General features: G+C 66.3%; 16 protein-coding genes. 14 read left to right on the plus strand and 2 right to left on the minus strand.

The window, feature by feature from the left end; translation table 11 throughout:
- Positions 1–16: 16 nt before the first annotated feature.
- Positions 17–871: a MurR/RpiR family transcriptional regulator gene (locus CT3_RS03180; RefSeq protein WP_066540835.1), complete on the minus strand. Its 855-nt coding sequence runs from the start codon at positions 869–871 to the stop codon at positions 17–19.
- 120 nt (positions 872–991) lie between these two features.
- Between CT3_RS03180 and tal the strand changes: the two genes are divergently transcribed.
- The 7 genes from tal to CT3_RS03215 all read left to right on the plus strand — a co-directional run bounded on the left by tal (position 992) and on the right by CT3_RS03215 (position 11,236).
- Positions 992–1,948: a transaldolase gene (tal, locus tag CT3_RS03185; protein ID WP_066540272.1), complete on the plus strand. Its 957-nt coding sequence runs from the start codon at positions 992–994 to the stop codon at positions 1,946–1,948.
- Between the two features lie 33 nt (positions 1,949–1,981).
- Positions 1,982–3,571 carry a glucose-6-phosphate isomerase gene (gene pgi, locus CT3_RS03190; protein WP_066540274.1) on the plus strand — a complete coding sequence of 530 codons (1,590 nt, stop codon included), beginning with the start codon at positions 1,982–1,984 and terminating at the stop codon, positions 3,569–3,571.
- 460 nt (positions 3,572–4,031) lie between these two features.
- Positions 4,032–6,266 carry a TonB-dependent siderophore receptor gene (locus tag CT3_RS03195; protein ID WP_066540837.1) on the plus strand — a complete coding sequence of 745 codons (2,235 nt, stop codon included), beginning with the start codon at positions 4,032–4,034 and terminating at the stop codon, positions 6,264–6,266.
- Between the two features lie 13 nt (positions 6,267–6,279).
- The gene (locus CT3_RS03200) at positions 6,280–6,582 is read left to right on the plus strand and encodes a DUF3325 domain-containing protein (RefSeq protein WP_083520573.1); all 303 of its coding nucleotides are present in this window, start codon (positions 6,280–6,282) and stop codon (positions 6,580–6,582) included.
- A gap of 63 nt (positions 6,583–6,645) precedes the next feature.
- Positions 6,646–7,827, plus strand: coding sequence for an efflux RND transporter periplasmic adaptor subunit (locus CT3_RS03205; RefSeq protein WP_066540276.1), 1,182 nt, complete (start codon positions 6,646–6,648; stop codon positions 7,825–7,827).
- A complete protein-coding gene (locus CT3_RS03210; RefSeq protein WP_066540277.1) occupies positions 7,821–9,836 on the plus strand; it encodes an ABC transporter permease in 2,016 nt (671 codons plus the stop codon). Before CT3_RS03205 ends, CT3_RS03210 begins: the two co-directional genes overlap by 7 nt.
- 50 nt (positions 9,837–9,886) lie before the next feature.
- The gene (locus CT3_RS03215; RefSeq protein ID WP_428042518.1) at positions 9,887–11,236 is read left to right on the plus strand and encodes an efflux transporter outer membrane subunit; all 1,350 of its coding nucleotides are present in this window, start codon (positions 9,887–9,889) and stop codon (positions 11,234–11,236) included.
- Between the two features lie 90 nt (positions 11,237–11,326).
- Here the strand turns inward: CT3_RS03215 and CT3_RS03220 are convergent, their stop codons facing one another.
- Entirely contained in the window at positions 11,327–12,247 is a 921-nt protein-coding gene (locus CT3_RS03220) for a LysR family transcriptional regulator (protein WP_066540281.1), read from the minus strand.
- A gap of 211 nt (positions 12,248–12,458) precedes the next feature.
- Between CT3_RS03220 and CT3_RS03225 the strand changes: the two genes are divergently transcribed.
- The 7 genes from CT3_RS03225 (at position 12,459) to CT3_RS03255 (ending at position 24,104) form a co-directional block, all read left to right on the plus strand.
- A complete protein-coding gene (locus CT3_RS03225) occupies positions 12,459–13,289 on the plus strand; it encodes an alpha/beta hydrolase (protein ID WP_066540283.1) in 831 nt (276 codons plus the stop codon).
- Positions 13,290–13,506: 217 nt separating this feature from the next.
- Positions 13,507–14,769 (plus strand): efflux RND transporter periplasmic adaptor subunit, encoded by a 1,263-nt coding sequence (locus CT3_RS03230; protein WP_066540287.1) that lies wholly within the window; start codon positions 13,507–13,509, stop codon positions 14,767–14,769.
- A 26-nt stretch (positions 14,770–14,795) separates the two neighbouring features.
- A complete protein-coding gene (locus CT3_RS03235; RefSeq protein WP_066540289.1) occupies positions 14,796–18,038 on the plus strand; it encodes an efflux RND transporter permease subunit in 3,243 nt (1,080 codons plus the stop codon).
- A gap of 17 nt (positions 18,039–18,055) precedes the next feature.
- Positions 18,056–19,534, plus strand: coding sequence for an efflux transporter outer membrane subunit (locus CT3_RS03240; RefSeq protein WP_066540291.1), 1,479 nt, complete (start codon positions 18,056–18,058; stop codon positions 19,532–19,534).
- Between the two features lie 294 nt (positions 19,535–19,828).
- On the plus strand, positions 19,829–20,383 hold the full coding sequence (locus CT3_RS03245; RefSeq protein WP_066540293.1) for a sigma-70 family RNA polymerase sigma factor: 555 nt from the start codon (positions 19,829–19,831) through the stop codon (positions 20,381–20,383).
- Between the two features lie 20 nt (positions 20,384–20,403).
- On the plus strand, positions 20,404–21,378 hold the full coding sequence (locus CT3_RS03250; RefSeq protein WP_066540295.1) for a FecR domain-containing protein: 975 nt from the start codon (positions 20,404–20,406) through the stop codon (positions 21,376–21,378).
- 200 nt (positions 21,379–21,578) lie between these two features.
- A complete protein-coding gene (locus tag CT3_RS03255) occupies positions 21,579–24,104 on the plus strand; it encodes a TonB-dependent siderophore receptor (protein ID WP_098066051.1) in 2,526 nt (841 codons plus the stop codon).
- Positions 24,105–24,126: the final 22 nt, after the last annotated feature.

Here is a 24,126-nt window from a genome sequence, read left to right on the forward strand (position 1 = left end):
CCATGGGCCGGTTTTTTCATTGTTCCGGGCTGTGGCGCTTGGACTGGAGGTTGGTGCGCAATTGCTGCAGCTGGTTTTGCAGCTCGGGCCCCATCTGCAGGGCGACGTGGGTGGCGAGCACATCGATGATCAGCAAATGCAGCAGGCGGGAGACCATGGGGCTGTAGACGTCATAGCCTTCCGGGTGGTCGGCTGCCAGATGGATGTCGCACAGACTGGCCAGAGGGGAATGGCTGGCGGTGATGGCAATCACGGTGGCGCCGTTGGCCTTGGCAATTTCCGCGGCGTCCAGCAGATCCCGGGTGCGACCGGAATTGGACACGATGACCGCGCAGTCGCCCGGACGCAGCATGGTGGCACTCAGCACCTGGATATGTCCGTCGCTGCTGGACAGGCAGGTGATGCCCAGGCGAAAGAACTTGTGCTGGCCGTCCTGGGCCACGATGCCGGAATTGCCGGCGCCGTAAAACTCCAGCCGCTGGCCTTGTTTCCAGGTGCGCAAGATGGCCAGACCGGCCTGCTCCAGCTGAGCCGGGGAGGCTGCATTGCGGTACTGCAAAAATGCGGCGACGGAGTTGTCGATGACCTTGACCAGAACATCGGCCGGCTTGTCGTCCGTATCGACACTGCGGTGGATGAAGGGCACGCCTTCGTTGGCATGGCCGGCCAGTTTCAGCTTGAAGTCCGCCAGGCCGTCATAGCCCATGCTGCGGCAAAAGCGCACCACCGTGGGTTTGCTGACATGGGCGCGTTCGGCCAGTTCGCGCACCGGCAGATGGGCGAATGCCTTGGGGTCGTGCAGAACCAGTTCGCCCACACGCTGTTCGGCGGGGGCGAGGGAGGGGAGGGAGGCAGCTATCCGGTCCAGCATGACAAACACTTGCGTTATTCAAAAAAAGGCACACAGCGCAGGCGCATACACTTACGCCCCAGCAGCCGGAGCTTTTGCCGGCCGATGCAACTGTCAGGCTTTCACATCAGGATCAGAAGTATGAACCAGCTCGAAGCGCTCAAGCGCTGGACGACGGTGGTCGCAGACACCGGTGATTTTCAGCAGATGGAACAGTTTCGTCCCCAGGACGCCACCACCAATCCGTCGCTGATTTTGAAAGCCGTGCAGAAACCGGAATATGCCCCATTGCTGCAACAAGTGGTTGCGCAGGGTAAAGGGGCGGAGATTTCTGCGCTGATGGACCAGTTGATCGTGCGCTTCGGGTGCGAGATCCTGACCAAGGTGCCGGGGCGCGTGTCCACGGAGGTGGATGCCCGCCTGTCGTTCGATGCGGCCGCCACCGTGGCGCGGGCGCAGCGCATTGTGGCCCTGTACCGGGCGCAGGGGGTGGATACGGCTTCGCGGGTGCTGATCAAGGTCGCAGCTACCTGGGAAGGCATCCAGGCCGCCGGCCAGCTGGAGCGGGAAGGCATTCACACCAATCTGACGCTGCTGTTCTCGCGCTGCCAGGCCATTGCCTGTGGCGATGCCGGGGTGCAGCTGATTTCGCCCTTTGTGGGGCGCATCTACGACTGGTACAAAAAGCAGGCCGGCGCGGGCTGGGACGAGGCGGCCATGGCCGGTGACAACGACCCCGGCGTGCAGTCGGTGCGCAGCATCTTTGATTACTACAAGCACTTTGGTATTCGCACCGAGGTGATGGGTGCCAGCTTTCGCAATGTGGGGCAGATTCTGGCCTTGGCCGGCTGTGACCTGCTGACCATTGCACCCGATCTGCTGGCACAGTTGCAGGCCGCTTCCGGTGACGTGCCGCACAAGCTGAATGCGGCAGCGGCCCAGGGCATGGCGTTGGAGCGTGTGCACTATGACGAAGCCGGTTTCCGCTTTGCCCTGAACGCGGACGCCATGGCCACGGAAAAACTGGCCGAAGGCATCCGCGCCTTTGTGGCCGATGCGGTGAAGCTGGAGCAACTGATGCAGGCAGCGGCGGTTTGAACCGGGTATCCGAACAACGAAGAGACACAGTGAATGGGTTGTGATCAGACGTCCGCATGGCAGTCCTTGGCGCTGCTGCGTAGCCAACAGACCCAGGACTGGGACATTCGGGGTGCATTTGCCAGCGATGCGCGGCGGCTGACGGATTTCAGTCTGCAGGCCCCCCATGTGTTTGCAGACCTGTCCAAAAACGCCTGGGATGCACAGGCCGAGGCTGCGCTGATGGCCCTGGCGCGCGAGCGCCGCCTGGAGTCCTGGCGCACGGCCTTGTTTGCCGGCGAAGCCATCAACACCTCCGAGCACCGTGCGGCCATGCACTGGCTGCTGCGCATGCCGGCTAATGGTGGTGAACTGGCGGCAGCCCTGTCCGGTAATACTGCATTGCAGCAGCCCTTGCGCGATGTGCACCAGACGCTGGACGCCATGCTGGCGCTGGCCGAGCGGGTGCGGGGCGACGCGCTCATCACCGATGTGGTCAACATCGGCATTGGCGGCTCCCACCTGGGGCCGGAGGTGGCGGTGAATGCCCTCGAAGACTGGGTGACCACCGGCAAGCGCTTTCACTTTGTCTCCAATGTCGATGGCCACGAACTGGGCCATGTGCTGGACAAGGTGGATGTCCGGCACACGCTGTTCATCGTGGCTTCCAAGTCTTTCACCACGGCGGAAACCATGCTCAATGCCCGTTCGGCACGGGCATGGTTCATGGCGCAGACGGCCGCACTGTCTGCCGAAGAACAGGCCCAGGCCGTGGCACGCCACTTTGTCGCGCTGACCACCAACACGGTCGCTGCGGCAGATTTCGGCATCCACACCACCTTGCCGTTCTGGGACTGGGTGGGGGGGCGCTATTCGCTGTGGTCCGCCATCGGCCTGCCGGTGGCGATTGCGGTGGGAGCGGAGCGCTTTCGCGAGATGCTGGCCGGCGCCCACGCCATGGATGCGCATTTCGTGCAGGCGCCGCTGGAGCAGAACCTGCCGGTGCGTCTGGCGCTGCTGGACGTCTGGTATCGCAACTTCATGGGCTATGGCAGCCGCTGCATGGCTGCCTACAGCCATGGCCTGCGCCGCCTGCCGGCCTATTTGCAGCAGCTGGAAATGGAAAGCAACGGCAAGAGCGTGGACCGCGACGGTCGGCCCGTCCGGGTGCAGACCTCGGCCGTGGTCTGGGGCGAGCCTGGCACCAACGGCCAGCACGCGTTCTTCCAGATGCTGCACCAGGGCCAGGATGTGGTGCCGGTGGAATTCATCGCCCTGCGCGACGGCGGCAAGCACCTGGGAGCCCACCACCGCAGCCTTGTGGTGAACGCAGTGGCCCAGGCCCAGGCCCTGCTGATGGGTCGCCACGACGGCCGGCCTGAACAGCATTGCCCAGGCAACCGGCCCAGCACCTTTCTGCTGCTGGAGCGGCTGGATCCGGCCTCGTTCGGTGCCCTGGTGGCACTGTATGAGCACCGCGTGTTCTGCTCGGGCGTGATCTGGGGCATCAACAGCTTCGACCAGTGGGGGGTGGAGTTGGGCAAGCTGCTGGCCAAGGACCTGCAGGACCGCATTGCCCGCAAGGACTGGCAAGGGGTGGATGCCTCGACCACGGCGCTGGTGCGCCAGCTGCTGCTGGACTGAGCGGCGGCCTCCCGGCGACGGCGGTGCCGGGTGTGCGCGGTCGCGCAGCACCATGGATCTCTGGTGGTGAGGCACATGCCGAGGCCTGGGCGCTTTTGCTGGGCCTTGGAACGACCGGCGTGTGCACTGCGGCGCCTTTTTCACTCTGGGCTGCCTCCCTTGTACCGCTCCACTGGCGGTTATGGTCCGGGGCATTCCACTGCAGCCATTTCCGCCCTTTGAACCGCTGTCGCCATCAGCGACCACTGCGGACGATCCGTCGCTGTATTTTTTGCGCCAATGCAGTTCGCAAAAATTTGCGCGTACTTTACAATTATTAATAAAACTAAGAATGATTCTTGGTTATTAAGCTGCCAGCCTACGGTCTCCGTCTTAGCCACAGCACTTCTGCTTGCCCGTGGCGGAGCGCATCGTGCTGTTCCCATGGGGTATTCCGTGGTTTCCGCACTTTGAGTCGTTCATGTCCACTCGCTTGTTCTCTTCCGGCCGCCATGCCGCACCCGGCGCTGTGCGCGCCTGCGCTCTGGCCGCAGCCTCATTGTTTGTTCTCCTCGATGCCTGCTGGGCGCAAAGCGCTGCGGCCACTGCCAACACCACAGCCCTGGGCGAAGTGACCGTCACGGAGAAGTCGGCGCCCAGTGTGTACAGCGAGGCCCTGAATTCCTATGCTCCCCAGGGGGTGGAAGTGGGCAAGGCGGCGCAATCGCTGCGGGAGATTCCGCAGTCCGTCACCGTCGTCACACGCCAGCGCATGGACGACCAGGCACTGCGTACGCTGGACGATGTGATGAACCAGACCACGGGGGTCACCCGTGAAGAGACCTGGCTGGACACCACCTACCTGTCGCGCGGTCTGGAGATCAAGAACATCCGCTATGACGGCGGCGCGGCCAATTCGACACGATCCGGCAGCCGCAGCCTGGACATGGCGCAGTTCGACAACGTCAGCCTACTGCGCGGTGCCGACGGCATGTTCGGTGCTGGCGAGGCCGGTGGTGTCATCAACTTCACCTACAAGCGGCCCCAGGTACAGCGCCAGACGCAGGTGCTGCTGTCCGGCGGTACGCTGAACAACTACCGGGCCGAGCTGGATACCACGGGGGCACTCAACGCCACTGGTAGCGTTCGCGGCCGCTTTGTGGCGGTCAACCACGATCGCCGTGAAATGGCGGATCCGTCGCGCCTGAAGCGGCAGATGCTGTATGGCGCCCTGGAAATGGACCTGAGCGCCAGCACCCTGCTGATGCTGGGCGCCAGCTACCAAAAAGACCGCAATACCGGCTTCAACGCCAGCCTGCCACGTTACGCAGACGGCAGCGACATCGGCCTGCCCCGTGACACCAATATGGGGGCGCCCTGGAACTGGATCGAGCGTGAGAACAAGACGGTGTTTGCCAAGCTGGAGCACCAGCTCTCTTCCGATTGGCAAGTGAAGGCGCAGATGCGGCACACGCGCTTCCATGAAGGCGTGAATGGCGCGGAAATCGAAAGTGCACCAGACCCGATCACCCTGGAAGGCGCGGATTGGTGGATTCACCAAAGCAAGACACGTTCGCGTGAAACCAGCCTGGATGTGAACGTCCAGGGTGGCTTCGATGCCTTCGGTCAACGCCACGATGTGATTGTGGGTTGGGACATGCAGCGCACCAGCGATACCGTTCGCAGCCTCTGGCCGATGATCGGCCCTGCCGACGTGTTCAACCGCATACCGCCGGTCAACCCCGGCTATCCGCTGGGGGCATGGGACAGCGGTTCGCAAACCAGCACCCAGAAGTCCGGCCTGTATGGTTCCTTGCGCCTGCGCCCTGTCAAGGACTGGGCCGTGGTGCTGGGGGGGCGCTACACCTTGCGGGACAGCAACACCCAGTACGACATGAGCGGGGTACTCAACTCCCGCAGCCGGGAAAACGGGGTCTTCGTGCCCTATGCCGGCGTGGTCTACGACTGGTCCGCCACCACCAGCCTGTACGCCAGCACGGCAGAGATCTACCAGTCCCAGGCCGGCAAATTCTCCGCCCCCTTGCCAGGCGCGCCGCTGGATCCGGTCCGTGGCCGGACTTACGAGCTGGGCATCAAGAACCAATGGGGCAAGGACCTGATCGCCAGCGCCGCGCTGTTCCGCACGGAAAAAAAGGGCGAGGCAGCCTATGACCCCGCTTACCCGCAAACCAACTGGCGTGGCGGTTGCTGCTATTTCCGGGACGGCTACCTGCTAAGCCAGGGCATCGACCTGGAGCTGATGGGGCGCATCACGCCCAATCTGCAACTGGCGGTGGGTTACACCTACAACGACAACGAAAACAAGCGCCAGGACGATGCCCAGTTCAGCACGATCACGCCGCGCCATCTGTTCAAGGCCTGGGCGGACTACCGCATGACCGGCGCTATGCGCGGCTGGAGCCTGGGGGCGGGCGTGGTGGCGCAGAGCTCGAACTTCCGCTCCGGGGGCATCAGTGCCTACAACCCGGTCACGGGCCGTTATGACGGCGCATGGACGCCGTACCAGTTCACCTCGCCTGGCCAGGCCGTCTGGTCTGCGCGTCTGGGCTACGCCATCAATCCGGACTGGAGCGTGGCCATGAACGTGGGCAATCTGTTCGACAAGACCTACTACAGCACCGTGGGCTACGCCGGTTATGGCAACTTCTATGGTGAAAAGCGCACGGTGACGGTCACCCTGAAGGGCCGATTCTGATCGGGCAGGGCGCATGAGCCGGCACCTCGATCGCCATCCCGGCATGGGGCTGGTGCTGCGCATGGCGGTGGCGTTGCGTGGGCTGCTGCGCTGCGTGGGCGTGCTGCTGCTGGCGTGCGTCTGGGTCCCCTGCGTAGCGGGCTGGAATGCCACCGTGGGCACGGTGGCGGCCATCGGCTTCTGGTCGCTGGGCGCGTTGCTGTCGGTGGGAGGAATATCCTGGTCCCCACGCTGGACGGCACGCACCGGTGCGGTGGCGGCGCTGCTAGGGGTGAGCGGCTGCGTGCTCCCGCTGCTGCCGGCGATGCTGTGGTGAGGCCGGAATGGGAATGTCGCTGGCGCAAGGCGGTTGTTATTGTTTTTTGAAAGTGCTCCTTTGATGTGGGTTGGTGGATTGAGGCGTTGGACGGTCGTGGCCCTGGCGGCCGCAAGTGGAATAGTTGGTGTTCTGTGGTGGGCCAGCCGGCCCTATACGGCCTACCAGACGGAGGCGGTGGCCCGCGGGGATGTGGAGGCCACGGTGACGGCCATCGGCACCTTGCAGCCGCGCCGCTATGTGGATGTGGGGGCGCAGGTCTCAGGGCAGATCACGCGCTTGCTGGTAGCCCCCGGCACCACGGTGGAAAAGGGCGCATTGCTGGTCGAGATCGACCCCAGCGTGCAACGCGCCACGGTCGATGCCGGGCGTGCATCGCTGGCAGGCTTGCGCGCGCAGCTGGCCGAACAGCAGGCGCAGCACCGGCTGGCCCAGCAGCAGTGGGAGCGCCAGCAGCAGATGGCCCGGGAGGGGGCCACGCGCGAAGAGGATGTGCAGTCCGCCCAGGCGCAGCTGGCAGGCGCTGCGGCACGCATCGAGCATCTCAAGGCGCAGATCGAGCAGACCCAGGCCACCCTCAAGGCCGATGAGGCCCGCTTGGGCTACACCCGCATCTATGCCCCCATGGCCGGCACCGTGGTGACGGTCGAGGCACGCGAAGGCCAGACGCTCAACGCCACCTACCAGACCCCCAATATCCTGCGCATCGCGGATCTGACTGCCATGACCGTCTGGACCGATGTCTCGGAGGCCGATGTGCGCCGGGTCAAACCAGGCATGCCGGTGTACTTCACCACCCTGGGCAGTGCAGGCCAGGACAAGCCGCGCCGCTGGAGCAGCGAAGTGCGCCAGGTCTTGCCGGCACCTTCTGCCAGCGTGGCGCCGGCCGGCAACGCGGCCAATGCGCCTGCAGCAGCCACCAAGGCGGTGGCCTATACGGTGCTGTTCGATGTGGACAACCTGGATGCCGAGCTGATGCCGCAGATGACGGCGCAGGTGGTCTTTGTCGCGGAACGGGCTCCCCAGGCGTTGACGGTGCCCCTGGTGGCGCTGCAGCCGGATGCCAAGGGCGACGGCCAGGTGGTGCGTGTCTTGAACGCGCGCGGCCAGCCGGAATCCCGCGCCGTGCAAACCGGTGTGCGCAGCCGCCACCAGGTGGCCGTGCTGCAGGGGCTGGAAGAGGGCGAGCAGGTGGTCACGGGTGAAACCACCAGTGCGGGCGGGCTGCGGTGGCTGCAATGGTGAGCACGGAATCGGCACCTTCCTCGGTATCCACAGACCGTTCCGTTCCCTTGATTGCGCTGCGCGGCATCTGCAAGCACTACGGCGGCAGTGGCGGCCAGCCGGAAGTCACGGTCTTGCGCGGCATTGATCTGGACATCCATGCTGGCGAATTTGTCGCGGTGGTCGGCAGCTCGGGCTCGGGCAAGTCCACGCTGATGAACATCCTGGGCTGCCTGGACCGTCCCAGCCAGGGCAGCTACCACTTCCAGGGACAGGATGTGGGCCAGCTGGATGCGGATGCGCTGGCATGGCTGCGACGCGAAGCCTTTGGCTTTGTGTTCCAGGGCTACCACCTGATTGCCAGCGAAACCGCCCAGGAGAACGTGGAGATGCCCGCCATCTATGCCGGCGTCTCCAAGGAAGCGCGGATGCAAAGGGCGCAGAGCCTGCTGAACCGCCTGGGTTTGAACACCAGGCTGCACAACCGGCCCCACCAGCTTTCCGGCGGGCAGCAGCAGCGGGTGTCGATCGCCCGGGCATTGATGAATGGCGGCAGCGTGATCCTGGCCGACGAGCCGACCGGCGCGCTGGACTCCCAGAGCGGGGCCGAAGTCATGGCGCTGCTGAACGAGCTGGCCGATGCCGGGCACACCATCCTGCTGATCACGCACGACCGGTCCGTGGCGGCCCAGGCGCGGCGCGTGATTGAAATCCATGATGGCCGCATCGTGAGCGACAGCCAGAGCCGGCACACGGCGGACCAAGCCGCGGCACCGGCACAGCCGCTGACCATCCCGACGGCAAAAGATGCGCCGCACCAGACGGCCACGGCTTCCTGGTGGGCCGATCTGCTGGAAGCGGCCCGCAGCGCCTGGCGCGGCATGGTCGTGAACCGGGTGCGTACCAGCCTGACCTTGCTGGGCATCGTGATTGGCGTGGCTTCGGTGATCGTGATGCTGGCCATCGGGGAGGGGGCGCGCCGCCAGGTGGTGGAGCGCATGGGCACCATGGGGACGGCCATTCTCTACATGGGAAGCAAGCCACCTGCCACCGGGGGGCCGGCTGGGCAGCTGACCGAGGAGGATTTGCAGGCCGTGCGCGAGCTGCCGGAAATCCGCCGCGTGCTGCCGGTCATCGGAGACCCGGTCACCGTGCGCTACGGCAGCGCGGACAAGCAGCTCTATGTGTTTGCCGCCAGCGAGGAAATGCCAGCCGTTCACCACTGGTCGGTGGCCCAGGGGCGTTTCTACACCCAGGCGGAAGACCATGACCTGGCACCCCTGGTGGTGCTGGGGCACAAGGCCTGGAAGCACTTCTTCCCCGATACCCCGAATCCGCTGGGCAAGCAGCTCATCATCGGCAACTCGGCCTTCGAGGTGATTGGCGTCATGAGCGAGCGCGGGGCAGATTCCGGTGCCCAGGACTATGACGACATGGTGTTCATCCCCTACAACGCCGGCCGGGCCCGCGTCTACCAAAGCCAGACCCAGCCGGACTATGTGGTGGTGGAGGCCATGTCCTCCACCCAGGTCCATGCGGCAGAGACCGCCATGCGCCAGCTGCTGATCGCCCGCCATGGCGGGCGGGAAGACTTTGGCATCGGCAACGCCGCGGCACGCATCCAGGCGGAAGCCGCCACCCGCAAGAGCATGGCCATGATGCTGGGCCTGATTGCGGCGGTCTCGCTGGTGGTCGGCGGGATCGGGGTGATGAATGTGATGCTGATGACGGTCAAGGAGCGCACACGGGAAATCGGCATCCGCATGGCCGTGGGCGCGCGCCAGCGCGACATCTTGCGACAGTTCCTGACCGAAGCCAGCCTGGTGACCCTGGTTGGCGGCAGCGTGGGTCTGCTGGTCGGGCTGGCGGTGGGGGCGGTGTTGATTGCCGCCGAGGTCGCCGTGGTGTTTTCGATGCGGGCCATGTTGGGCGCATTTGCCTGTGCCGTGATCACCGGGCTGATCTTTGGCTACAAGCCGGCCCAGACCGCTGCGCGTCTGGACCCGGTACGGGCATTGGCAGGAGAGTAGGAATGCAGGTATTAGCAATCGCCGGGGCATGTGTGGCCCTGTTGGCGTTAATGGGGTGCGCGTCACCATCGGTGCAACCCGCCGCATGGGCGCCGGCCTTGCCGACCCAGTGGCAGCAGGCGGCGCAGGGTGATCTGCAGCCGGTGAACCAGGATTGGTGGCGCAGCCTGGGCAGTGCAGAACTGGATGCCCTGGTGGCGCAGGCCCACCAAGGCAGCTGGGACATTGCCGCGGCAACGGCCCGTGTGGACCAGGCCGCTGCCAGTGCACGCCAGACAGGCGCTTCGCTGCTGCCGGCCGTGACTGCCTCTGTGGACGGCAACCGGGAAGGGCGGCTCGGTGGGCAGGCCAATGTCAGCGGGACCCGCTATGGCGCCGCGCTGTCGGCCAGCTACGAGCTGGACTTCTGGGGACGAAACCGGTCTGCACTGGAGGGAGCCCAGGCCAGCGTGCGCGCCAGCGCCTATGACCGCGATACCGTGCGACTGACTGTGACCGCGGGGGTGGCCAGTGCATGGCTGCAAGGCGTTGCCTTGCGCGAACGCACAGAGATCGCCCAATCCAATCTGCGCAGCGCCGAGCGGCTGCTGCAGCTGATCGACTCCCGGGTGCGCGCCGGTGCGGCGTCTCCGCTGGACCTGGCGCAGCAGCGCGGGCTGGTGGCAGCGCAACAGCGCAGCCTGGCCCTGCTGGAGCAGCAGGTGGCCCTGACCCAGACTTCCATGGAGATACTGCTGGGACAGACACCGGCTGCGCCCATGGTGGAGCGCAGCGTGATGGCCCTGCGTGCCCCAGCGCTGGATGCGGGCCTGCCATCGGAACTGCTGCTTCGCCGCCCGGACGTGGCGCGGGCCGAGGCGCAGCTGGCCGCCGCCCATGCCGATGTGGCGGTGGCCCGTGCGGCCATGCTGCCGCGCCTGACACTGACCAGCAGCCTGGGCACCGGCGATGACCGGCTGGGCGGCATGTTCGACAACCCCTTGTATACGCTGGCTGCGGGGCTGGTCGCACCGGTGTTCGACGCTGGCAGGCTGGCCGCGGGCCATGAGCTGGCCCAGGCCCGGCAAGCAGAGCTTCTGGCGGTCTACCGGCAAACCATCGTCCAGGCCCTGGGCGATGTGCAGGCGGCGCTGCATACGCTGGCAGGAGTGGATGCGCAAATCCTGGCGCACACCCAGGAGCTGGAGCAGGCGCGCCGTGCGCTGGCGCTGGCCGAGGTGCGTTACCGCGCAGGGGCTGAAAGCCTGCTGGCGCTGCTGGAGACCCAGCGCACCCTCTATGCAGCCCAGGACCAGGCGGTCCAGTTGCAGAACGATCGCCTGCAAGGGCATGTGGCCTTGTACAAGGCGCTGGGGGGCGGCTGGTCGCTGCAGACGGCGATGGAACTGCCGGCCTCTTGAGGCGGCTGTCTGCAGCGACCAGCCAGCTCCACTGGGCTGCGGTATCCGCGCGCCCTTGGAAGCATGCGCTGCGAAGCGCATGTCTTCATCTCAGGCGGCGCTGCGCTGCAGATGCGGGTTCTGCACAAACAGCTCGGCCGCCCAGTCCACAAAGGCACGCACCTTGGCGCTCAGGTGGCGGTTGGGCGGGTAGACCACATAGACGGGCAGCAGCGGCTGGGTCCAGTCGGGCAGCAGCTGCACCAGTTCGCCGGAGTCCAGATGGCTCTGGGCCTGGAAGGTGGTGATCTGGCCAACGCCCCGGCCCGCAACGATGGCCGCCACATAGGCATTGGCCTCGTTCACGGCCAGCTGGGCCGGGCTGCCGATCTCCAGGACTTCCCCGCCGCGGTGGAATTCCAGCGGGTAGCGGCGCATGGAAACCGGCGAGAAATAGATCACGTTGAGGTGGCCGTTCTCCAGATCCAGCGGGTGCTGGGGCGTGCCGTACTGGGCCAGATAACCGGGTGCGGCCACGGTCACGAATTCGAGGTTGCCGATACGCCGCGCCACCAGGGACTGCTCGGACAGCTCGCCACCACGGATCACGCAGTCCACGTTGTCACCGATCAGATCCACCGTGCGGTCGCTGACGCCCAGGTCGATCTGGATGTCGGGGTAGCGCGCCTGGAACTCGGCCAGCCGCGGAATGATGAGCAGGCGCGCCATGGAGGTGCCCACATCCACGCGCAGGCGCCCGCGCGGCGCGGCACGTGCCTGGCTGAGGCTGGCTTCCATGTCGTCAAAGTCGGCCAGCAGCCGCACGACACGGTCGTAGTAGGCCGCGCCATCGGCCGTGACCGTGACCCGGCGGGTCGTGCGGTTGAGCAGCTTGACGCGCAAGCGCGCCTCCAGGGCCTGGACGTGCTTGGTCACCGTGCCCTTGGGCAATTGCAGTGAATCGGCCGCGCGCGTGAACGTGCCGGCTTCGACCACGCGCGCAAACAGGCGCATGGCCTGGATCTGGTCCATGGACTCTCCCTTTTTCCTTCTCTGCCCCGAAAGGGGCAGAAGAATTCTCACACGCAGTTCCCTGCGCCATTGTTCGGGAATTGGAAACACTGCGGTGGCAATTGCCCGGTTTATCGGGGTCCTTTGCCGCGCTACATTTGCCCTCATCCGGCTTTGTCCGGTCCTGTTTGGTTCTGTCAGGTCCTGCCCGATCCCGTTCGGCCCCACCACCATGTCCACCACCTCTGCTGTCCCGTCGCCACCGTCCGTCTGCACCGATTCCACCCTCACCGTGGCCGGGCAGGAGGTGGCCGTGCGCGTCTATGGCAGCAAGCCGGCCGGCCAGGTGCTCCCTCTGGTGGTGCATTTCCACGGCGGGGCCTTTGTCTCGGGGGATCTGGACAACGGCTGCACCGTGGCCAGCCTGCTGGAAGGCGCTGGCGCCCGTGTGGTTTCGGTGGCCTACCCGCTCTCGCCGTTTCCCCAACCGCTGGAAACCGGGTATGCCGTGTTGCAGTGGGCCTACAAGCAGCGCACGCGTCTGGCCGGTGCCGGTGCCCAGGTGTACCTGGCCGGTGAAGAGGCAGGCGGCAATCTGGCGGCCGGTGTGGCCCTGATGGCGCGTGACCAGTCGCATCCGCCGCTGGCAGGACAGATACTGTTGTCGCCCATGCTGGATCCCTGTGTGGGCACGCCCTCGCTGCGCGCGGCCACAGGGACCGCCACCGCCTGCAAATGGGCCGATGGCTGGCTCAAGTTCCTGGGGTGCACGCGCGATGCCGAGCACCCTTATGCCGTGCCAGGTGCCGCCCAGCGCCTGGCAGGCCTGCCGCCCACCCTGGTGCTGGTGGGCAGCGACGACCCCATGCACGACGAAGCCCTGGCCTATGCGGCCCGGCTCGAAGCTGCGGGCCTTTCCGTGACCCGCCACGTGTTCAACCAGGCGCAGCAATGGCCCGACGCCCTGCTGCAGCCCGGCACCCGCGCCTGTCCCTGTGCGGACGAGGTGCAGGAGCAGTTTCGCCGCTTCTTTGCAGACAGCCGATGTCGGCCCTCGCCGTGACGGACGCTCCACCACTGCCACTGAATCTTTGCCTGTGACCGCTGCCTGAGCTCCAGACCGTTGGAGCATAGCCACGGTATCCCCTGACCGGCACCCGCCGGGGCAGGTCCTCCTGTTGTTCGGTTTTTTCCGGCGTGATCTGCCGGAGGGCACCGCTTTGCCCGGATTTTCAGCGTCCTGCCCCTCGGGGCGGGCGCACCATCTTTTAGGAACTGCCATGAACGCACCGCTTTCCCCTGTTTCCTCTTCCTCGCGCCGCTGGTGGACCGCCATCGGCCTGGCCACCGTGGTCGTCGCTGCCGGGGGCGCGGCGCTGGGCCTGCAGGCATCGCATGCCGAGGCGCCTGCCCAGGCCGCACCGCCTGCCATCCCCGTCTCCGTGGCCGCCGTGGTGCTGCAGGACGTGTCCCTGTGGGATGAATTCTCGGGCCGCCTGGAAGCCGTGCAGCGCGTGGACATCCGCCCGCGCGTGGCCGGTGCCGTGCAGGCCGTGCATTTCCGCGAAGGTGCCCTGGTCAAGCAAGGGGATCTGCTGGTCACCGTGGACCCCGCGCCCTATGTGGCGGAAGTGGACCGCGCCGAAGCCCAGGTGGTGGCCGCCCAGGCCCGCCTGTCCTACACCCGCAGCGAGATGGAGCGTGCCGCCCGCCTGCTGCAGGAAAGCGCCATCGCCCAGCGTGAGCACGACGAACGTGTGAACGCCCAGCGCGAAGCGGATGCCAATCTGCGTGCCGCCCAGGCTGCGCTGCAGACCGCCCGGCTGAACCTCTCCTACACCCAGGTGCGCGCCCCCGTGGCCGGCCGTGTGGGCCGCATCGAAGTGACCGTGGGCAACCTGGTCAGTGCCGGTGCCAGCGCCCCGGTGCTGACCACCCTGGTCTCGGTCAGCCCGATCTACGCCAGCTTCGACACCGACGAACAGGTCGTGGCACGCGCCATCGACGGGCTGGACGGCGGCAAGGGCACCCAGGGCGGGCGTGCACGCATCGAGCACATTCCGGTGCAGATGGGGACCGGCACGGCCGGCAGCACCCCCTTCAACGGCCATCTGCAACTCATCGACAACCAGGTCGATGCGCGCAGCGGCACGGTGCGTGTGCGCGCCGTGTTCGACAACGCCGACGGCAGCCTGATGCCGGGCCAGTTCGCGCGCATCCGCATGGGCCAGGCGCAGAGCACTTCGGCCGTGCTGATCAACGAGCGCGCCGTGGGCACGGACCAGAACAAGAAGTTCGTCATGGTCGTGGGCGAAGGCGACAAGGCCGAGTACCGCGAAGTGCAGCTGGGCGCACCGGTGGACGGTCTGCGTGTGGTGACTTCTGGCCTCAAGGCCGGGGAACGCATCGTCGTCAACGGCCTGCAGCGCGTGCGCCCCGGCGCGGTGATTGCGCCCCAGGAAGTGCCCATGGCCGCCAAGGCTGAACTGCAGGGTGAGCGCGCACCGGCTGCCAAGGCCGCCGCCAAGCAGCCCATCGCCTGAATGCGTCCGGCAAGAAAGACCCGCACATGAATCTCTCCCGCTTTTTCATCGATCGCCCCATCTTTGCCGGGGTGCTGTCGGTGCTCATCTTCCTGGCCGGCCTGATCGCCCTGCGCGTGCTGCCGATCTCGGAATACCCGGAAGTCGCTCCCCCCTCGGTGGTGGTGCGCGCCCAGTATCCCGGTGCCAACCCCAAGGTGATCGCCGAGACCGTGGCCACGCCACTGGAAGAATCCATCAACGGCGTGGAAGGCATGCTCTACATGGGCAGCCAGGCCACCACCGATGGTGTGATGACGCTGACCGTGACCTTTGCCCTGGGCACCGACCCGGACAAGGCCCAGCAACTGGTGCAGAACCGCGTGTCCCAGGCCGAACCGCGCCTGCCCGAGGAAGTGCGTCGCCTGGGCATCACCACGGTGAAGAGTGCGCCCGACCTGACCATGGTCGTGCACATGGTCTCGCCCAATGGCCGCTATGACATCGACTATCTGCGCAACTACGCGGTGCTCAACGTCAAGGACCGCCTGGCGCGCATTCCCGGCGTGGGCCAGGTGCAGATCTTCGGCGGCGGTGACTATTCCATGCGCGCCTGGCTGGATCCGCAGAAGGTCGCGCAGCGCGGCCTCTCGGCCGCCGATGTGGTGAGTGCCATCCGGGGCCAGAACGTGCAGGCCGCGGCCGGTGTGGTGGGCGCTTCGCCCGGCCTGCCGGGCGTGGACATGCAACTGTCCATCAATGCCCAGGGGCGCCTGCAAACCGAAGAGGAATTCGGCGACATCATCGTCAAGACCGGCGCGGACGGTGCCGTGACGCGCCTGCGCGACGTGGCCCGCCTGGAGCTGGGTGCGGCCGACTATTCGCTGCGCTCCCTGCTCAACAACGACCCCGCCGTGGGCATGGGCGTGTTCCAGGCCCCAGGCTCCAACGCCCTGGACATCTCGGCCAATGTGCGTGCCACCATGGCCGAGCTGCAAAGGCACATGCCCGAAGGCGTGGAGTTCCGTATTGCCTACGACCCCACGCAGTTCGTGCGTGCCTCCATCAAGTCCGTGATCCACACCTTGCTGGAAGCCGTGGCCCTGGTGGTGGTGGTGGTGATCCTGTTCCTGCAGACCTGGCGCGCCTCCATCATCCCGCTGCTGGCCGTGCCGGTGTCGGTGGTGGGTACGTTCGCCGTGCTGCACCTGTTGGGCTTTTCGATCAACGCGCTGTCGCTCTTCGGCCTGGTGCTGGCCATCGGTATCGTGGTGGATGACGCCATCGTGGTGGTGGAAAACGTGGAGCGCAACATCGAAGCCGGTCTGTCGCCGCGCGAGGCCACCTACCGCGCCATGCAGGAGGTGAGCGGCCCCATCATTGCCATCGCCCTGGTGCTGGTGGCCGTGTTTGTGCCCCTGGCCTTCATCAGCGGCCTCACCGGCCAGTTCTACCGCCAGTTCGCGGTGACCATCGCCATCTCGACGGTGATCTCGGCCATCAACTCGCTGACCCTGTCGCCGGCGCTCAGCGCGCTGCTGCTCAAGGGCCACCACGAGCCCAAGGATGCGCTGACACGCGGCATGGAACGCGTGCTGGGCGGTTTCTTCCGCCGCTTCAATACCCTGTTCCACCGCGGTTCCGATGCCTACAGCGGTGGCGTGCAGCGTGTCATCGGCCGCAAGGCGCTGATGCTGGTGATTTATGCCGTGCTGGTGGGCGCGACCTGGGGGTTGTTCAAGCTGGTGCCCGGCGGCTTTGTGCCGGCCCAGGACAAGCAGTATCTGGTGGGCTTTGCCCAGTTGCCCGATGGCGCCACCCTGGACCGCACGGAAGACGTGATCCGCCGCATGGGCGAGATCGTCAAGCAGAACCCGAATGTGGAAGATGCCATTGCCTTCCCGGGCCTGTCCATCAACGGCTTCACCAACAGCTCGAACTCGGGCATCGTGTTCGTCACACTCAAGCCCTTTGCCGAGCGCACACGCGCCGACCAGAGCGGCGGCGCAGTGGCGGGCCAGCTCAATCAGGCCTTCGGCAGCATCCAGGAAGCCTTCATCGCCATGTTCCCGCCGCCACCGGTGGCCGGCCTGGGCACGACCGGGGGCTTCAAGCTGCAGATCGAGGACCGCGCCTCGCTGGGCTATGACGCCATGGATCAGGCGGTGAAGGCCTTCATGGCCAAGGCCTACCAGACGCCGGAGCTGGCCGGGCTGTTCACCAGCTGGCAGGTCAATGTGCCGCAGCTCTATGCCGCCATCGACCGCACCAAGGCGCGCCAGCTGGGGGTGCCGGTGACCGACATCTTCGAGACCCTGCAGATCTACCTGGGCAGCCTGTATGCCAATGACTTCAACCAGTTCGGCCGCACCTACAGTGTGCGCGTGCAGGCGGATGCCTCCTACCGGGCGCGTGCCGAAGACGTGGGCCTGCTGAAGGTGCGTTCCACCACGGGCGAGATGGTGCCGCTGTCGGCCCTGATGAAGCTGGAGCCCAGCTTCGGGCCCGAGCGCGCCATGCGCTACAACGGCTTTCTGGCGGCCGATGTGAACGGCGGGCCCGCACCCGGCTTCTCCTCGGGCCAGGCCCAGGCCGCCATCGAGCGCATCGCTGCCGAAACCCTGCCACCCGGCATCGGCTTCGAGTGGACCGAGCTGACCTACCAGGAAATCCTGGCCGGCAATTCCGCCGTGCTGGTCTTCCCCCTGGCCATTCTGCTGGTGTTCCTGGTGCTGGCGGCCCAGTACGAAAGCCTGACCCTGCCCATCGCCATCATCCTCATCGTGCCCATGGGCCTGCTGGCCGCCATGACCGGGGTGTGGCTCAGCGGGGGGGACAACAACGTGTTCACGCAGATCGGGCTCATTGTGCTGGTGGGGCTGTCGGCGAAGAACGCCATCCTGATCGTGGAGTTTGCCCGCGAGCTGGAGTTTGTTGGCCGCACCCCGGTGCAGGCCGCGATCGAAGCCAGCCGCCTGCGCCTGCGCCCCATTCTGATGACCTCGCTGGCGTTTGTGATGGGTGTGCTGCCCCTGGTGCTGTCCACTGGGGCCGGTGCCGAGATGCGCAGCGCCATGGGCGTGGCGGTGTTCGCCGGGATGATCGGTGTGACGGCCTTCGGCCTGTTCCTGACCCCCGTGTTCTATGTGGTCCTGCGCCGCCTGGCGGGCAACCGTCCGCTGCAGCAGCACGGCCACCACACGGCACCACTGGGCGAGCGCGAGCTGCACAGCGGCCCGGGCGCAGCCGCCCACCCCGTGCTGGCCGCACCGCGCGGCTCCAACGAATGAAACCGAGGAATCCGGTGATGACGACTGTTCTTTCTTTTCCCGCGGCGCGCTGGCTGCCGCTGGCGGCGGCCCTGTTCCTGGCCGGCTGCATGAGCCACCCGCTGGCCCCCGTGACCGCCGACGCGGCTTTGCCTGTGCCAGCGCATTTCTCCAACAGCGTTGAAGGCCAAGGCCAGACCTGGACCACGGCGGCGCCGGCCGAAACCCAGCCGCGCGGGGCCTGGTGGCTGGGTTTTGCCGACCCGGTGCTCACCGGTCTGGTGGAACGTGCCGCAGATGGCAACACCAGCATCCAGGAGGCCGCGGCCCGGCTGGCCGAGGCGCGTTCCCTGCTGCGCACGGCCGATGCCCAGCGTGCGCCCCAACTGGGGGTGTCCACCGGGGCGGTACGCCAGGCCGGGATCACCACCACCGGCAGCGCCGTGCCGGCCACCGTGGTCACGGCTGGCCTGAATCTGTCGTACGAACTGGACCTGTTCGGCCGGCTTTCCAAGGCCAGCGACGCCGCACGGCTGGATGCCCAGGCGCGCGCCGCCTTGCTGCAGAGCACACGCCTGCTGGTGCAGGCCGAAGTGGCCCAGACCTATCTGCAGCTGCGGGCCGTCCAGGCCGAGCATGGACTGGTCACGGCCAGCCTGGCGGCCTACCGCGACACCTTGCACCTGACGCAGCGGCGCTTCCAGGCTGGCGATGTGGCCGAGCTGGACGTGGCGCGGGTGCAGACCGAGGTGGCAGCGACCGAGGCCGAAGCCCTGTCCCTGGCCCAGCAGCAGGCCCAGCTTCAGCATGCGCTGGCGGTGCTGGTGGGCGAGGTGGCCAGCGGCTTTGCCGTGCCAGCGGCTGCAGCCGAAGCGGCCCTGCCTGTGGTACCCCCTGGCGTGCCGGCCACGGTGCTGGCGCGCCGCCCGGATGTGGCGGCGGCCCAGGCCTCCGTCATGGCGGCCCAGGCGCGCGTGGGCGTGGCTGAGGCTGCCTGGTTCCCTGCCATCACGCTGACCGGCAACGGCGGTCATGCCTCGCCCGAGCTGGGCGACCTGTTCAAGTGGTCGGCCCGCTCCTGGGGCATCGGTGCGCTGCTGTCGCTGCCGTTGTTCGACGGTGGCCAGCGCGCGGCCCAGGAAGAGGGCGCCCGCGCCCGGCTGGAAGCGGCCATGGCCGCCCACCGGGGCCAGGTGCTGACGGCCTTCCGTGAGGTGGAGGACCAGCTCAGCGCGCTGCGGCTGCTGGAAGGCCAGGCCGAAGCCCAGGGCCGTGCCGTGCAGTCGGCACGGCGTGCGACCCAGCTGTCGGATTCGCGCTACCGCAATGGCCTGGTGAGCCAGCTGGAGCTGCTGGATGCGCGCCGCAGCGAACTGCGCAGCCAGCGCCAGGCCCTGCAGGTGCGCACGGCCCAGTACACGGCCACCGTCGGCCTGATCCGCGCCCTGGGCGGCGGGTGGGATGTGGCGCCGCAGGCGGCAGCCCAGGCACTGAACCTGGCCGTGGTGGCACGCTGAACGCGGCCAGGGCAGGGCGGGCCAGGGGCCCGCTCTCCAAAGCATGCGGTGTATCGGGGCATCGCATGCTGCCTCAGGATGGCGTTGCAGAATTGCTGCTGCCAGCGGGACCGTTGTCCCGTGTCTGGTGGCATGGGTTTGTCCGGCGGGGGACGTCCTTGGTGCCGTCCGCAAGCTCGTGTGCCGGTCGCATCGGCGGTCTACGGCAGATCGGCAGCCCGAATACACAATAGGATGCTAATGATTCTTGTTTGAGTTGTATTATCGCGCCAGCAACTCAACCGGCTTTCTGCCATGTCATCCGCCTCCAGCCCCTTGCACGCTGACATCAACGCGCTGTACATCGACCACCACAACTGGCTCCATGGCTGGCTCCGCCGGCGCTTGGGGTCGGCGGCAGAGGCAGCCGATCTGGCCCACGACACCTTTGTGCGATTGCTGACAGGCCGGACGGAGCGCTGTTTCACCCATCCCGCCGAGGCCCGTGCCTACCTGAAAACCACGGCACAGAATCTGTGCATCAATCTGTGGCGCCGGCAGGAGATCGAGCGGGCCTGGCTGGAAATCCTGGCAACAAGCCCTGAGGCCTCCTATCCGTCCGCAGAGCGCCAGGCCATGGTGCTGCAGGCGCTGGAAGAGGTCGGGCGCATGCTCCAGTCGCTGTCGCCCAAGGCGGCCCGCGCTTTCACGCTGGCCGTGGTCTGCGACATGACCGATGATGAAGTGGGCGCCGAGCTGGGCGTTTCCGGACGGATGGTCCGCAAGTATGTGGCGCAGGCCATGCTGGGCTGTCTGACGCTGGCGGCGCGCCAGACCGCCGCGGAGCTGCGGCACGAGCCCCTGCCTTGACACCCAGGACGCCGCTGCCGATGCGTGCAGAACCTTCCCATACCGACCTTGCGCAGGCTGCGCAGTGGTACGCATGCCTGCGTGATGGCTCTGCCAGTGCCGCCGACCGCGCGGCCTGGCAACGCTGGCTGGCGTCGGCAGACGCGCATGCCGCCGCCTGGCGCTACGTCGAAGACATCAGCCGGGCCTTCGAGCCGGTCCGGACCTTGCCGAACCCCCGCGCGACAGCGGACCATCTCTCGACAGCCGACCAGCGGTTGCGCACACGCCGGCGCGTCCTGGCCAGCCTGGGCATTCTGGCCAGCGGCGGTGTGGTCGGGGCCATGGGCTGGCAGCAGGCCTGGCTGCCAGCAGAAGTGATGGCATGGGGGGCCGACCATCGCACTGCCACTGGCGAATTGCGGCAGCTCACGCTGGCCGATGGCAGCTTGCTGTGGCTCAACACGGCCAGCGCGGTCGACATCCGGTTCGACACCGATGAGCGCCGCATCGTTCTGGTGGCGGGGGAGATCTTCGTCGAGACGGCCCAGGACCACCGGCCGCTGCGGGTCTACACACCCGACGGCCAGATGCGTGCCCTGGGCACGCGCTTCAACGTCCAGATGACCGCAGCGGGAACGCAGCTGGCGGTCTATCAGGGGGCGGTGGAAGTCCGGACCTTCGCCACCGGTGCTACGCGCATCGTGCCCACGGGCCAGCAGACCCTGTTCACCGCACAGGCCATCGCACCGCTGGAGTCCGGGGATGCCGCACGCGAGGCCTGGACGCAGGGCAGCTTCGTGGCCGACAACCTGCCGCTGCGCCTGTTCGTGCAGGAACTGCGCCGCTACCGCAGAGGACACCTGGGCCTTGCCGACTCCGTGGCCGATTTTGCCGTCTACGGCAACTTCCCCCTGCACGACACCGACCGTGTCCTCCAGATGCTGGCCGCCACGCTGCCGATACGCATCGCACAGCCCATCGCATGGTGGACCACGATCGAAGCGCAAAGCTGAATGTGAAAAATATTTCGGAAACCGGTTCCGGGTTTGGGCGGCTCGCTGGTTACTCCTGACAAGAAGACATCTTTCGCCGTTGCGCTGCTACCCCAGGACGATCTGCACGTTGGCATATTGCATGCCTGCCCAGGCAATCAGATGGATGGTGATTTGTGGTCTTCGCTCCGTCGAACACCTCTTTTCGGAACCTGCCGTCCATGCCATTACGCACCACAACGCGTGCTTCCACGCCACGCCACCAGAACGCCATCCAGCATCTGGGTATTCCGCTGCTCATTCTCGGCGCCGCGATCGGCGTTGCCACCCATGCGCCTGTGGCGCATGCACAGCCTTCCACCGCTGCCCAGGGCGTGCGCAGCTATGACATTCCGGCAGGTCCGCTGAGCCAGGCGCTCACCCGCTTCTCGCGGGAAGCGGGGATCTATCTGGCAGGCAACAGCCGCATGGCCGAAGGCAAGCAAAGCCAGGGGCTGCGGGGCAGTTACAGCGTGCATGCCGGGCTGTCGGTGTTGCTCGCGAACACCGGGATCGAAGCCCATGTCCTGCCCGATGGAAGCTACGGCCTGCGGGCCGTCCAGGCTGCCGCGCAGGACAGTGCGGACGGCTCTGCCACGCTCGGTGCGGTGACCGTCACCGGAAACGCCATACGCACCGGCGACACCGAGGGATCCGGCAGCTACGCGGCCACCGGCCCGCTCACCACCGCCACGCGCTTGCCTATGACGCTGCGCGAGACCCCGCAGTCCATCAGCGTGATGACGCGCCAGCGCATGGACGATGAAGGCATCGACAGCATCGAGACCGTGCTGGACCGCACGCCGGGGATTTCCGTGCAGAACATTGGCGCCAGCCGGTTCTCCATCCTGTCTCGCGGCTATGACATCGACAACTACCAGTACGACGGCATTGTCACGGCCACCGATATCGTCTCCCAGAACATTCCCCAGTCGCAGGCCGACCTCGCCATCTACGATCGGGTGGAAGTGCTGCGCGGCGCAGCAGGCCTGCTGACGGGAGCAGGCAATCCGTCCGGGACGATCAATCTGGTGCGCAAGAAGCCGACCCGTGAGTTTCAGGGGTACGCCAGCCTGAGTGCCGGGAGCTGGGACCACGGCCGTGCGGAAGTCGACCTTGCCGGTCCGCTGAATGCCTCCGGAAGCCTGCGTGGCCGCATGGTGGCTGCGCATGAGCAAGGCGGTACGCACATCGACTGGTACAAGCAGAAGAAGAGCGTGCTGTACGGGGTGCTGGAGGCCGACCTGACGCCCCAGACCTTGCTGACCGTGGGGCTGGATTACCAGCACTCCGATCCACGGGGCCAGTCCTCCACAGGCCTGCCGCTGTTCTACAGCAATGGCGAGCAAACGGATTTCAGCGCTTCGAAGAATGCGGCGGCCCGCTGGAAGCGCAACGAGATGGACGTCTATAACGCGTTCCTGAAACTGGAGCACAGCCTGGACAATGGCTGGAAGCTGGGCCTGACCGCCAACCACATGCGCGGCAAGCGCGACTTCTCGGGGGCAGATGCCAGCTGGGGTTTTCCCAACCAGCAGACGGGCGACGGTGTACGTCTGTATGGCGGACTGGGCTCTGCCACCCAGCGGCAAAGTGGGTTTGATGCCCAGGTGCAAGGCCCGTTCGAGCTATTCGGACGCAGGCATGAGGCGGTTTTCGGCTTCAACTGGTCCGACTTCAAGAACTTCCACGAACCCCAGCAGGGGGCGGGCATCGAAGGCCGCTATGTCAACATCTACGACTGGAACAACGAGACGGCCGGTCCCGCCATCACCGGTACCAAGCTCTATGACTATGACGGCTGGCAAAAACAGAGCGGTGCGTATGGTGCAGTGCGTTTCAAGCCGCGCGACGATCTGACCTTCATCGCCGGAGCCCGGGTCAGCAACTACCACTACCGGCTTGCGCTGGCCTATACCGCAGCGGCCTCCGCGCGTTTCAACCGGACGACCCGGATGGAAGAGTCCAATGTGGTCACACCTTACGCCGGCGTGGTCTATGACCTCAACCGCGTGCATTCGGTCTATGCCAGCTACACCAGCATCTTCAAGCCGCAAAGCAACCGTGACCGCTATGGCAATGTGCTGGACCCGCGCGATGGCGACAACTACGAGATCGGCCTGAAAAGCGATTGGCTCGGTGGCAAGCTCAGCAGCACCGTCGCGTTGTACGAGATCCGGCAGAACAACCTGGCGGAAGCCGACAGCGGTCAGACCGTGCCGGGCACCTCTCCGGTCGAGGCGGCTTACCGTGCGGTCCAGGGAGCCAAGACCCGGGGCATTGACCTGGAGGTGAATGGCGAACTGGCACGGGGCTGGCAGCTCAGCGCCAGCTACAGCTATGGCACCACGGAAGATGCCAGCGGCCAGCGTATCCGCACCACCTTCCCGCAGCAGATGGCCAAACTCTGGACCAGCTATCGCCTGCCTGGCGACTGGAGCAAGTTGACCGTGGGCGGCGGCGTCAACTGGCAGGATCGCATCTATTACACCGCGACCTCGTCGGGGCTCGCCTTGCGAGGCCAGCAGAAGGCCTATGCGGTGGCCAATCTGATGGCACGCTATGAGATCAACCCCAAGCTATCGGCCACGCTGAACTTCAACAACATCTTCGACAAGAAGTACCTGCAAGGTCTGGATACCACGTTCTACACCGGTATCTATGCGCCAACGCGCAATGTCCAGCTGACCATGCGTTACGCCTTCTGATGGCCCTGAGCGTGGAGTCACC

The organism is Comamonas terrigena NBRC 13299 (assembly GCF_006740045.1).
Taxonomy (GTDB): domain Bacteria; phylum Pseudomonadota; class Gammaproteobacteria; order Burkholderiales; family Burkholderiaceae_C; genus Comamonas; species Comamonas terrigena.